At 43.4% G+C, this 12912-nt stretch carries 13 protein-coding genes; 7 read left to right on the plus strand and 6 right to left on the minus strand.

Annotated elements, in window-relative coordinates; genetic code table 11:
* Positions 1–124 precede the first annotated feature (124 nt).
* Genes ICE88_RS03315 through zapD form a run of 6 tightly spaced genes read left to right on the plus strand, consistent with a single transcriptional unit; the run spans position 125 to position 5431 of the window.
* A complete protein-coding gene (locus tag ICE88_RS03315) occupies positions 125–1402 on the plus strand; it encodes an HlyC/CorC family transporter (protein ID WP_216249399.1) in 1278 nt (425 codons plus the stop codon).
* The gene (locus ICE88_RS03320) at positions 1395–2516 is read left to right on the plus strand and encodes a GspE/PulE family protein (protein WP_216249401.1); all 1122 of its coding nucleotides are present in this window, start codon (positions 1395–1397) and stop codon (positions 2514–2516) included. The genes ICE88_RS03315 and ICE88_RS03320 overlap by 8 nt, the downstream gene beginning before the upstream one ends.
* Positions 2513–3517, plus strand: a complete 1005-nt coding sequence (locus ICE88_RS03325; protein WP_216249405.1) for a type II secretion system F family protein — start codon at positions 2513–2515, stop codon at positions 3515–3517. Before ICE88_RS03320 ends, ICE88_RS03325 begins: the two co-directional genes overlap by 4 nt.
* Positions 3514–3969 (plus strand): A24 family peptidase, encoded by a 456-nt coding sequence (locus ICE88_RS03330; RefSeq protein ID WP_216249417.1) that lies wholly within the window; start codon positions 3514–3516, stop codon positions 3967–3969. The genes ICE88_RS03325 and ICE88_RS03330 overlap by 4 nt, the downstream gene beginning before the upstream one ends.
* Positions 3957–4628, plus strand: a complete 672-nt coding sequence (gene coaE / locus ICE88_RS03335) for a dephospho-CoA kinase (RefSeq protein ID WP_370624423.1) — start codon at positions 3957–3959, stop codon at positions 4626–4628. The genes ICE88_RS03330 and coaE overlap by 13 nt, the downstream gene beginning before the upstream one ends.
* A 53-nt stretch (positions 4629–4681) precedes the next feature.
* Positions 4682–5431 carry a cell division protein ZapD gene (gene zapD, locus ICE88_RS03340; RefSeq protein WP_216249420.1) on the plus strand — a complete coding sequence of 250 codons (750 nt, stop codon included), beginning with the start codon at positions 4682–4684 and terminating at the stop codon, positions 5429–5431.
* 9 nt (positions 5432–5440) lie between these two features.
* On the opposite strand, the gene ICE88_RS03345 is transcribed toward zapD, so the two are convergent.
* From ICE88_RS03345 to secA, 4 genes are read right to left on the minus strand one after another with little or no spacing between them, the layout of a single operon-like run.
* The gene (locus ICE88_RS03345) at positions 5441–5932 is read right to left on the minus strand and encodes an NUDIX domain-containing protein (RefSeq protein WP_255535189.1); all 492 of its coding nucleotides are present in this window, start codon (positions 5930–5932) and stop codon (positions 5441–5443) included.
* Complete coding sequence (locus ICE88_RS03350) at positions 5893–6759, minus strand: ATP-binding protein (protein ID WP_216249422.1); 867 nt, start codon at positions 6757–6759, stop codon at positions 5893–5895. Before ICE88_RS03350 ends, ICE88_RS03345 begins: the two co-directional genes overlap by 40 nt.
* A gap of 38 nt (positions 6760–6797) precedes the next feature.
* Complete coding sequence (gene argJ / locus ICE88_RS03355; RefSeq protein ID WP_216249425.1) at positions 6798–8033, minus strand: bifunctional glutamate N-acetyltransferase/amino-acid acetyltransferase ArgJ; 1236 nt, start codon at positions 8031–8033, stop codon at positions 6798–6800.
* A gap of 47 nt (positions 8034–8080) precedes the next feature.
* A complete protein-coding gene (secA, locus tag ICE88_RS03360; protein WP_216249428.1) occupies positions 8081–10831 on the minus strand; it encodes a preprotein translocase subunit SecA in 2751 nt (916 codons plus the stop codon).
* On the opposite strand from secA, the gene ICE88_RS03365 reads away from it, so the two are divergent.
* The gene (locus tag ICE88_RS03365; protein WP_216249431.1) at positions 10830–11354 is read left to right on the plus strand and encodes a DUF721 domain-containing protein; all 525 of its coding nucleotides are present in this window, start codon (positions 10830–10832) and stop codon (positions 11352–11354) included. The two genes, secA and ICE88_RS03365, sit on opposite strands and share 2 nt — an antisense overlap.
* 12 nt (positions 11355–11366) lie before the next feature.
* Here ICE88_RS03365 and lpxC read toward each other — a convergent pair whose 3' ends face one another.
* Both lpxC and ICE88_RS03375 read right to left on the minus strand, forming a co-directional pair.
* Positions 11367–12281, minus strand: a complete 915-nt coding sequence (gene lpxC, locus ICE88_RS03370; protein WP_216249433.1) for a UDP-3-O-acyl-N-acetylglucosamine deacetylase — start codon at positions 12279–12281, stop codon at positions 11367–11369.
* A gap of 14 nt (positions 12282–12295) precedes the next feature.
* The gene (locus ICE88_RS03375; RefSeq protein WP_215290694.1) at positions 12296–12796 is read right to left on the minus strand and encodes a peroxiredoxin; all 501 of its coding nucleotides are present in this window, start codon (positions 12794–12796) and stop codon (positions 12296–12298) included.
* Positions 12797–12912: the final 116 nt, after the last annotated feature.

The raw sequence follows: 12912 nt of genomic DNA on the forward strand, positions 1-12912 counted from the left end.
TCCTTGTCAGATCTTTCTGACAAGAGAATCAGCGTTTCACACCAGTATTTGTAAGGCTTTAACAATACAAACCAAGTTTAGTTTGCTATAGTCACCCTCATGTTCTTTGCTTAAGAAAGCATTCATGGATTCGTGGCTCAATGATTGGCCTTGGTGGGCGCAAGTTGGTTTAGTAATTTTACTTTTGGCTATTTCTGCTTTTTTCTCAATCACTGAGACCAGCATGATGGCAGCCAACCGTCACAGAATCCGGCACTTGGCTAACCGCGGCAACCGCGGAGCAAAAAACACGCAAACTCTTCTTTCAAAAACAGAGGAATTGTTATCAGTTATCTTGATTGGCAATAACGTTGTCAATACGATCCTACCTGTTTTATTAACTGCCATCGCCATGCATGCTTTTGGCAACAACGCATCTGTTCTTTCAATCAGCACTGGTGTTGCTGCTGTATTGATCATTATTTTTTGTGAAATCACTCCAAAGGTGATCGGCGCAACTTATCCAGAAAGATTCGCAATTTTCACAAGCTGGGTGATCAGACCCTTGATCGTGATTCTCAAACCCGCGATGTGGTTAATCAATGTATTTGTGTCAGGCTTACTCAAAGTTTTAAGGGTAAACACAAAAGCAAATCAAAACACTCAAATGACGCCAGAAGAATTACGCTCAGTCGTTCTTGAGTCAACCCATTTCATTCCAAATAAACACAGAAGCATCTTGGTTAATTTATTCAACCTTGAAAGCATCAAGGTGGATGATGTGATGACGCCAAGATCACGCATGGAAGTTCTCGATTTTTCAAAACCAATTGAAGATGTGATTCATCAACTAGAAACTTGTTATCACAACAAGCTACCGGTTTGCGATGAAGATTCTGATCGAGTGATTGGCATCCTGGCAGTCAGAAAAGCTCTGAGCTTATTAGGTGATGAAGATCTAAAGCACAACAACTTCAAAGAATTATTGAGCGAGCCTTATTTCATTCCAAGTGGCACCCCCGTTTTGCAACAGCTTCAATTCTTCCAGGAAAATCAGGAGCGCATTGGACTCGTTGTCGATGAATACGGTATTGTTCAAGGACTTGTGACGATTGAAGACATCTTGGAAGAGTTGATTGGTGAATTCACAACATCTCTGCCAGACCTTGCCATCAAAACAAAATGGTCTGATGACGACACCTACATTGCAGATGGCACTGCTAGTTTGCGTGATTTGAATCGTCTTTTAAATCTTGATCTTCCCACCGATGGGCCCAAGACTTTGAATGGTTTATTGATTGAGACACTCGAGGATATTCCAGACAACAACGTGAGCGTCAAAATAGGTGGTGTGGTCATGGAAATCATCCAGGTAGATGAACAGATCATTAAGACGGTTCGCATTTATCAGCCGAATGATTGAACAAGATGATGTCATCATTCATTACTGGCAAGACATTGTTGATCAAGCACTCCTGGCAAAAGCCAGCGATATTCACATTGAGCCAGAAAACGGAGTAAGCCATGTGCGCTTGCGCGTTGATGGCTGCCTGAGTCACTTAAGCAGTTCCCCTGCACATTGGCATGACCGACTATCTAGTCGGATCAAAATTTTGGCGCGCTTGGATATTTCTGAAAAACGCTTGCCTCAAGATGGTCAAATGTTATTGAGCAGCTCGCAGAGCGCACAGATCAACAACATCGATTGCCGTGTTTCAACTTTACCCACACTGCATGGCGAGAAAATTGTTTTGAGGGTATTAAGTAAACAAGAAGGTGATCTTGATATCAGCAAGATTGGTCTTGATGAAAATCAAAAGCAACATTTACTGCAATGCCTTGATCAGGCTCAAGGAATGATCTTGGTCACCGGGCCAACCGGCAGTGGCAAAACTCAAACGCTTTATAGCTGCCTCAAGTATTTGATGGATGGGAGCCGTAACATCACGAGCATTGAAGATCCAGTTGAAATTCAACTACAGGGCATTAATCAGGTGCCGATCAATGAGAAAGCAGGCTTGCGCTTTGATGTGGCATTAAGGGCATTGATGAGACAAGATCCCGATGTCATCATGGTCGGAGAAATCAGAGATGCTGTCACAGCAAAAATTGCATTACAGGCTGCAGAAACAGGTCATTTGGTTTTAGCGACGCTGCACGCCAACGATGCGCCCAGCGCAATCTTCAGATTAAAACAATTAGGGTGTTTGCACGGTGATATTGCAAACAATGTCAGCTGCATCACAGCTCAAAGATTGGTGCGCATTTTTTGTACAGCCTGCTCAGGGAATTCATCAAAAGACCTGATAGCAGGATGCTCCATTTGCAACGGTAGTGGCTTTCATGGTCGAAAGGCTGTTCATCAGGTCATGCGCGTATCTGACCAGCTCAGACAACTGATTGAAAGCGAAGCTCCCTTAAGTGCTATCCAAACTCAATGTCACACTGAAAAAATATCGACTTTGAAAGAATCTGCGCAAACTCTTATTGCGTCAGGGCTCAGCTCTGAAGATGAAATCAGGCGTCAATTCGCATGAAAGACGCTACTCAACTTCACTTGATCAGACAACTCTATTCCCTCTTGAAGTCTGGTTTGTCTTTGCTAGATGCCGTTCAAATGATGGGGCTGAACACCATCCAAAAATCTTTGGCCACTGGCAACAGCCTCACTTACTCATTATCTAAAATGGGATTTCATCCATTTTGTGTCAGCTTGATTCAAACAGGAGAAGCCACCGGCAATCTTTTAGACAGCTTGTCGCAAGCATCGATTTATCTTGAGAAACAAATTAAGCTTCAAAAGAAGATTAAAAAAGCACTGAGTTACCCATGCATCGTTCTCTTTGTCTCAAGCCTTGTCTTGCTGGCCATGTTTCATTGGGTGATACCAAGCTTTGAAAATATGTTTGCCAACTTTCAGGCAGAGCTGCCCTGGCCAACAAGATTGTTAATTCAAGGCTCTCACTGGGTGCAAAATTATTCTCTGATGGTAGCGATTGCACTCGGAAGTCTACTGGGAGCATTTCATCTCATTTGGAGACGTCACACTCAAACGCAACAGGTGGTTGATCAACTCTTACTGACCCTTCCCATTGTTGGCTCGATCAGAAGAAGTTCTTTACTGATTCAGTGGAGTCGGAATATCTCATTATTAACTTCTCGAGGCGTGCCAATTCTTGAGGCCTTAAAACAAACGGCCCTGCATTCAAACGACTGGATCAGTTTTAATTTTTGCGCACAAATCAATGTTTCCTTGGCACAAGGTTGGTCACTCTCGGAATCTATCAAACAAATATCCGGAAAATCTCTACTAAGTCAAAAAGAGCAACTTCAGTTGATCAAAGTGGGTGAAGTTTCAGGAGATTTACCTCAAATGCTTGCCAATATCGCCAATCAAGAAGAAGATCACTTAGACCACATGATTGATCAATTGGCTCAAAGCATTGAGCCATGCTTGATGATCATCATGGGGCTTATCATTGCTTGCTTGGTCATTTCTTTGTATTTGCCAATTTTTGAAATGGGACAGATTCTTTGATTGAAATTTTCTCCGCCATCATCATCATTGGCGCCCTATTGATACTGTCTTGGATAGACTTCAAGACTTTTATCTTGCCCGACTACCTGACCTATGGATTGATGGCTTACGGGCTTGTCGCAAATATTTTCCTGGGGCTTGCTTGGGCCGATACTGAATCATCCATTCTGGGAGCCGTGTTTGGTTTTGTGAGTCTCTATGCACTGAACCAACTGTATCTAAAAATCAGAGGACATCACGGCATTGGTATGGGTGATGCGAAATTACTGGCTGGCCTTGGCGCTTGCTTAGGCATTCAAAGCTTGCCTTACATACTGTTGATTGCCTCCGCTTCTGGCCTGATCGGTGGTTATGCTTGGTTAAAGATTCATCAACAAGATCACAGCCATGCATTTCCTTTTGGCCCTTTTATTGCATTTGGTGGCATCATTGTTTTGTTATGGCAGATTTAAAAAACAAGTCTTCGAATAGCCCCACTCATCCATCTCATCTTTTGAGGGTTGGGTTGACCGGAGGTATTGGCAGCGGGAAAAGTGCCGTTGCCACAGAGCTAGAGAAATGTGGTGCAGCCATCATCGATACCGACCTCATTGCTCATGACATCACAAAAGCCAATGGTTTGGCGATGAGCGCCATTGAGCAATCTTTTGGTCCCGAGTTTTTGCTCAAAGATGGGTCTTTGGACAGACAAAAGATGAGGGAACTTGTTTTTACTGACCCCAAAGCCAAAGAAAAGCTTGAAAAGATCACCCATCCTTTGATTTATCAAGAAACCAAGCGCTTGAGCCTCCTACATCAAGCCAAGAACCCCGCTTACCTTGTTTACGTGGTGCCTTTATTGGTTGAATCCAGCTTTTGGATCAATCAATCCCCAAAAGCCTTGGACTGTATTGTGGTGATTGATTGCCCAGAAACCCAGCAAATTGCTAGGGTCCAAGAAAGAAATGGTCTTGAAATAGGCATGATTCAAAAGATCATTGCCAGTCAGGCCAGCCGTCATGACAGACTGGTGATTGCTGATCACGTGATTGAAAACAATCAAGGGATTGAAGATTTAAAGATTGAGGCCCAACGACTTCATCAAATACTTTTGAGGCATAAAAGTAGTTAAAAAGGCTCTTTTTTTGCCAAAAATCACAGAATTTCAGTCTAGAATATGAATCTGTGATTATTTACGAATACCCCTTCAATGAACTGGTGCGCAGTCTTTTGAGACTGGAGTACCTCTTTGACCGTTTCGAGTACTTCGTAGAAAAAGATGATGCAAGAGATCAACATCAAGCCATTTCAATATTATTTGACTTAGGTGAAATCACTGCACGCGCAGATTTGAAATCAAGTCTCATGAAAGAGCTTGATCGCCAAAAAAATAGTTTGTTATCTTTGAAGAACTCTAGCAACATTGATCAAGATGCTTTGCTCAACACGCTTGAAGAAATGAACATCATCTGGGGCAAGATTAATCAGACCGGCAAGACCAATGCTCAGATCTTAGAGAGTGAGTGGTTGAATTTGATTCGTTCACGTCTAAGCATCCCAGGTGGTACCAGTCCAGTAGATTTACCAGCGTATTACGCATGGCAATTCACAGACGCAAATATACGTCGTGCGAATTTAAAGAAATTTGTAGAGCCCTTGATGTCATGGAAATATGCCAGCCAGCTATTCTTAAAATTATTGAGAGGCTCAGGCAAACCTGCTGAAATGCTTGCGCCTAAAGGCTCCTACCAACAAATGCTTTCTGGTAAAACATATCAATTGATGCGTGTTGGCATTCATCAAGCACACTTGATTCCTGAAATCAGTGCCAACAAGTACATGCTTTGGACTCGCTTCATGACTTGTGATGGTGAAGCTAAGCCAAGAGCTTTTGCAGAAGATGTTCCTTTTGAACTATCTCTTTGTAATTTCTAAAAATAACTTCTAAAAAACTTTTAAGCTCTTTAGCTTTTCCAAAATTGGTAATGTAGCCGGTAAGACTGGATCAAACCCTGCGATGCCAAGCTGATCAATATCTTTGATGTTCAACCATCCTAGGGCTTGATTTTCTAATCCACGTGGCTGACCCTGCCAAGACTTCACGAAACAAATATGTAAGCGCACATACGCATGAGGATAGTCATGTTCTAAAACCATGAACTCATCTGCTTGATCAATGCGCACATCAATTTCTTCTTGAAGTTCTCGAGAAAGAGCTGCGAAAAGAGTTTCACCAGCCTCTACTTTTCCACCAGGAAACTCCCAGTAACCGGCATAAGGCTTTCCCTCTGGGCGCTGGCCAAGCAATACAGCCCCGGCACCATCGATTAAAACGCCTACTGCAACCTCTACAACCGGTCTGGATGATGTCGGCTCTTGTTCGGCAGCCAATGTCATCAATTCTGCTGTCCAGCCCAATGACGCGCAAACTGCCAAGCCACTCGTCCTGATCTTGAGCCTCTCTCTAATGCCCAAATCAAAGCTTCTGGTTTTGCTGCAGCAATTTTTTCTTCGCTCAAGCCAAAATGTTTGAGCCAGTGCGAAACGATATCAAGGTACTCATCTTGTTTTGGAGGGTAAAAAGAAATCCACAAACCAAATCTTTCAGATAAAGATATCTTCTCTTCAACCACTTCACCAGGATGCAACTCTCCATCGGCGCCATGTTGGTAAGATTCATTGTCAGACATGTACTCAGGCAACAAATGACGACGGTTAGATGTTGCGTAAATCAAAATATTATCAACCTGCGCAGAAATAGAACCATCCAAAGCAGACTTCAAAGATTTATAACCTGACTCTCCATCCTCAAAAGAGAGGTCATCGCAAAAGATGATGAATTTCTCAGGTCGCGCTGCCAACAAATCAGTGAGGTCACCAAGATCTGTTAAATGTTCTTTATCGACTTCAACCAAACGCAAACCTTGCGCAGCAAACTCATTCAAAGAAGCCTTGATCAAAGATGATTTACCAGTGCCTCTAGCGCCCGTTAACAACACATTGTTAGCAGGCTTACCTTCAACAAAGTGCTTGGTATTGTTATAAATGAGATCTGTTTGACGCTCAATGTGCTGAAGGTCTTTGAATGTGATGCCAGAGATGTGATGCACAGCTTGTAGATAGCCCAACTTACCCAAGAGCGTATCTTTGCGACGCCACCTAAAAGCAACCGCAGAATTCCAATCTTTTTCTGTCAAAGATTTTGGCATCCACTCATCAAGTCTTTGCAATAGATTATCTAAACGATCAAACTTATCAGACATGACTTTCCTATGATCTTTGTAAATTCAGCGGGATCGCTTTAAGAACGATAGTCCGCATTGATAGAAACATATTCATGAGATAGATCGCAGGTCCAGACAGTTTGAGTCGCTTGACCTCGACCTAAGTTAGCGCGAACCGTGATTTCTGCTTGCTTCATCACACGCTGCCCATCTTCTTCTTTATATTCAGGATGACGGCCACCATCTTTGGCAACCCAAACATCATCCAACCATAACTGCACACGTCCAACATCAAGATCTGCAATACCGGCATAACCAATCGCAGCCAAGATTCGACCTAAATTAGGATCACTGGCAAAAAATGCGGTTTTCACCAACGGTGAATGAGCAATCGCTTCAGCCACCAATTTACATTCAGCGTCGGTCTTACCGCCTTCAATCTGAATCGTGATGAATTTAGTCGCACCCTCACCATCTCGCACAATCATTTGAGCCAATTTTTGACAAACTTCAATCAATGCTTGGCGGAAGATGTCATGTGCCTGACCAGAAGCTGGAATCTCTACTTGGCTAGCCCCACTGGCCATGACAATGAAAGAATCATTGGTGGATGTATCACCATCAATCGTGATGGCATTGAAAGACAAATCAGCAGCCGCTGTGGTTAATTGCTGTAATAAAGCCGGCGGTACTTTCGCATCAGTTGCCACATAGCCCAACATGGTGGCCATGTTCGGATGAATCATGCCAGCACCCTTGCTGATACCAGTCAAGGTGATGGTTTTGCCATTGATCTCAACTTGCTTCGAATATGCTTTTGCCTGAGTATCAGTGGTCATGATGGCATGAGCAGCATTGAACCAGTTATCCGCATTTAAATTGCCAATCGCTTGAGGCATACCAGCAATCACCTTTTCTACTGGCAAAGGCTCAAGAATTACTCCAGTTGAAAAAGGCAAGATTTGCTCTTTTTTCAAGCCCATCAACTTTGCTAACTCTTCACAGGTGCGCATCGCATTTTTATAACCAGGCTCACCTGTGCCTGCATTGGCGTTACCTGTGTTGATGATCAATGCTCGAATATCCGCACCACTGTTTGCTGATGCCTGTAAATGCTCTCTACAAATTTGCACTGGCGCCGCACAAAAGCGATTTTTTGTAAAAACACCAGCAACGCTAGAGCCCTCATTGAGTTCAATGATCAGAACATCTTTGCGGCCAGGTCTTTTAATACCAGCTTCTGCATGCCCCAAACGGACACCATTCACAGGACTTAATTCACTGGCAATCGGTAATGGGGAATTCACTGGCATGGTGTTTTATCTCTAAAAATGAGTCAATGATTCAAACAAACATTCAATTAACTGAGCTGCCCGTGGCAGTGCTTGTATTTTTTCCCACTACCACATGGGCAAGGATCATTGCGACCCACCTTAGGGCCAGCCTGAGCAGCTTGAGGGGCCGCAGCACGTGCAGTAGGCTCATCATCTGATTGATCAGCGCTGGCATGTTGATACTGAACACCCTTCACATCCGCCAAATCTTCTTGGATGGATTCTGAGGCACGCTCTAACTCTTCAGCAGTTTCAATTCTGACCACCATGATGGTGCGAGTCACCTCTAACTTCACTGTGTCTAGCAAGCGAGCAAATAATTCAAATGCTTCACGGCGATATTCTTGCTTAGGATCTTTTTGTGCATAGCCACGCAGATGAATACCCTGACGCAAATGATCCAAAGCGGCTAAATGCTCTCTCCAAGAAGTATCTAGAGCATACAAAATCACTGAACATTCAAACTTAGCAAAAGATTCTCTACCGACCAATTCAACTTTTGCATCGTAAAGACTCTTAGCGCTTTCCAATACTTTGGCAAGCAGATCTTCCGGCTCGATAGTGTCTGCAGCATCAATGATGGCTTGTAAGTCAACTGATAAGCCCCAATCGTTCGATAACACTTGCTGCAATCCAGCAACATCCCACTGCTCAATCACTGACTCGTCAGGAATATGATCATGGAACAAATCTGTGAAATATGATTCACGCAAGTTAGCAACTAAATCACCAACATCTTTTGATTCAAGAACCTCATTACGCAAACGATAAACTTCTTTACGCTGATCATTGGCCACATCGTCGTATTGCAATAACTGCTTACGAATATCAAAGTTTCTAGCTTCCACTTTGCGCTGTGCAGACTCAATTGAGCGAGTCACCATGCCGGCTTCAATTGGCTCACCCTCAGGCATGCGCAATCGATCCATGATGGACTTCAGACGCTCACCAGCAAAGATGCGCAGCAAAGCATCATCCAATGACAAATAGAATCTTGATGAACCTGGGTCACCCTGACGCGCAGCACGACCTCTTAATTGGTTATCAACACGACGACTTTCATGACGCTCAGTACCGATGATATGCAAACCACCTGCACTCACCACGTGGTCGTGCAAACCTTGCCATTCATCATGCAACTGTTTAATGCGAGCAGCTTTATCTTGTGCAGAAATCGCAGCATCTTGCTCAATCAAGCCAGCTTGTTTTTCAACGTTACCGCCCAACACAATATCCGTGCCTCGACCAGCCATGTTGGTTGCGATGGTGATCATCTTTGGACGACCCGCTTGCGCAATGATTTCAGCTTCTTTGGCGTGTTGTTTTGCGTTCAATACTTGATGAGGCAATTTAGCCTTATCCAATAATGATGAAATTAACTCTGAGTTTTCAATCGATGTGGTACCAACCAACACTGGTTGACCGCGCTCATAGCAATCTTGGATATCTTTGATAACAGCGTTGTAACGCTCCATCGATGAACGATAGATTTGATCTTGTCTATCAATTCTGGCATTGACGCGATTAGGAGGAACAATCACTGTCTCCAAACCATAGATCTCTTGGAACTCATAAGCTTCTGTATCAGCTGTACCCGTCATACCAGCAAGCTTGCTGTACATACGGAAATAGTTCTGGAAGGTGATCGTCGCCAAGGTGCGATTTTCGTGCTGAATCGCCACACCCTCTTTTGCCTCAACCGCTTGATGCAAACCATCTGACCAACGACGTCCTTGCATGAGTCGTCCGGTGAATTCATCAACAATGACAACTTCACCATTTTGTACAACGTAATGCTGATCTTTATTAAATAGTGTGTGAGCTCTTAAAGCAGCATACACATGGTGCATCAAAGTGATGTTTTGAGGAGCATACAAAGACTCCCCTTCTTTGATCAAACCAATTTGAGCCAAAGCAATCTCAGCCTTTTCGTGACCCACTTCAGTCAAAAATACTTGGTGAGATTTTTCATCAACAATGTAGTCACCTGGGGTGATAACACCTGAGCCGTCTGCTTTTTCTTCGCCGTACTGACGAGTTAAATATTGTGGCAATGCATTCATCGCCACATAAATTTCTGTGTGATCTTCCGCTTGACCAGAAATAATCAAAGGCGTGCGTGCCTCGTCAATCAAAATTGAGTCAACTTCGTCAACGATGGCGTATGCCAAACCACGCTGCACACGCTGATCCAATTCTTGAATCATGTTGTCGCGCAAATAGTCAAAACCAAATTCGTTATTTGTTCCGTAGGTGATATCTGAGTTGTAAGCTTTTTTCTTGGCCTCGTGTTCCATTTGTGACAAATTAATGCCAACACTTAGACCCAAGAAGTTATAGAGCTTTGCCATCCACTCAGCATCACGCTCTGCTAAGTAATCGTTGACCGTCACAACGTGAACACCTTTACCTGTTAAGGCGTTCAGATACACAGGGAGAGTTGCGGTCAAGGTTTTACCTTCACCGGTTCTCATTTCAGAGATTTTTCCTTGGTGAAGAGCCAAGCCACCAATCATCTGAACATCAAAATGACGCATGTTCATGACACGCTTGCTGGCCTCACGAACAACCGCAAAAGCCTCAGGCAAGATTTCATCAATTGTTTGGCCTGCAGCCAGTTTTGACTTGAATTCAGCTGTCTTTGCTTGCAATGCAGCATCGTCAAGCGAGGCGATGCCCTGCTCCAGACTATTAATCTGAGCGACAATGCGCTTATATTGTTTTAAGAGTCGATCGTTTCGACTGCCAAATATTTTCTTAAGAAGACCAGTAACCATGACTTTTGCGAGGAAATTTAAGCCTCAAAGTTTAGCACCCAGACGGACATCTGCGAATGCCCGTGATGCATTAGCTTGCATTGAAAAAAATACCCCTCTGGGAGACCTGCTGCAAAGGGCAGAAAACAATCTTTTAGTTCAGCAAGCGATTGACCTGAGCCTCAATCAAAATGGGCTTCAGAAGGCTATTGGCTTGGTTAAAGCAGGTGGCTTTTCAGATGAAACAGGGCAATTGACCCTGTTGGTATCAAATGCAGCCATTGCAACCCGAATCAGTCAAAAAGCCCCCTCAATACTCTTAAAACTTCAAGAACAAGGTTATCAAGCCCGTTCTTTGGCCGTTAAACAGGCTCCTGGAGGGCTTGGAATACCAGCCCCAAACAAGGTTCAAAGCACTGAAAAACCCCCTGTTTTTCCCTCAAGCGCTGAAAAATCTTGGTCTAAATTGATGAATCAGCTCGATGAAAGTTCTCCGCTGCGGATCGCGGTTGAAAAACTCTTAAAAAATCGGAAAAAAGGCTGATTTGCCTAATTTTTAGGCAAACAAAGGCTTATTTTTTAATTGATAAGCTTGTGGCGCACTGGCTTCGTCAAAGCCTTTTATTTCATAACTTGTTGGGTCTGCAAATAAAGCTCTGAGCAATGCATTGTTCAAAGCATGGCCTGACTTCTCTGCAATATAAGCGCCCACAATTGGATGGCCTGCTAAATACAAATCACCAATCGCATCCAAAATCTTATGACGCACGAATTCATCGTCATATCGCAATTCTTCATTATTTAAAATTCTGTGCTCATCCAACACAATCGCGTTATCCAAACTACCGCCGCGAGCTAAACCCATTTCGCGCAGAGCTTCTACTTCATGAGCAAAACCAAATGTTCTGGCTCTTCCAATTTCTCTTGCATACGTGCTGTCTGCAAAATCAATCACATGTCTTTGACCAGTCTTATCGACTGCAGGGTGTTTGAAATCAATCGTGAAATCTAACTTGAATCCATCGAAAGGTTCCAAGCGTGCCAATTTGCCAGCTTCTCTGATTTCAACTGGCTTTTTAATCACAATGAACTGACGAGGAGCTTCTTGCTCTTGAAGGCCTGCTGATTCGATTAAAAATAAAAATGAAGCTGCGCTGCCATCCATGATAGGCACTTCTTCACAATCTAATTCAATGATCAAGTTATCAATGCCAAGACCTGCGCAACCGGATAACAAATGTTCTACGGTAGAAACTCGAGTGTCGCCATTTTGTAACACCGTGGCCAAACGTGTATCAGTCACCAAGTGAGCATCAGCCTTGATGCCAGGGGCATTGGGTAAATCGACTCGATGAAAAATAATGCCTGTATTAATTGGTGCAGGTATTAATTTAAGCGTCACCTTGCGGCCCGTGTGTAATCCAATACCAACGGTTTTAACAGGGGCTGCAATGGTGCGCTGTTTCAACATGATTTATCTATAGATTAAAGTGCTTTTAGTGCAGAAGCCGCATCACTCACTTCAAACTTACCAGCCGCTTCAACAGCCAAATGCTTCACTACGCCATTATCAACAATCATCAAATAACGTTGTGAACGAACACCCATACCACGAGCTGTTAAGTCAAATTCCAAACCAAGCTTCTTGGTCAATTCTGCTGCGCCGTCTGCCATCATGCGAACTTTTCCGTTCACCTTTTGGTCTTTACCCCAGGCACCCATCACAAATGCATCATTCACTGATAAGCACCAAATTTCGTCAACGCCCTTGGCTTTGATCGCATCAAAGTTAGCCACGTAACCTGGCACGTGCTGAGCTGAGCATGTTGGTGTGAATGCACCTGGCAAGCCAAAAATAACAATCTTTTTACCTGCTGTTAATTTGCTCACTTCAAAAGCATTTGGTCCTACAGAACAACCTTCTGTAGCAACTTCTAAAAATTCATGAATTGTGGCGTTTGGTAATTGTTGTCCTACTGCAATCATTGTCTTCTCCATTGAATAAGGGTCTTTAAATTAACTAATTTAAATAGTAATTTTTGTTTATAACTATTGGCATTTATTTTTGCCAGAACACCGATGGTATCGCATGCGTCGTCATT

This window comes from Polynucleobacter sp. AM-26B4 (assembly GCF_018882285.1).
Taxonomy (GTDB): domain Bacteria; phylum Pseudomonadota; class Gammaproteobacteria; order Burkholderiales; family Burkholderiaceae; genus Polynucleobacter.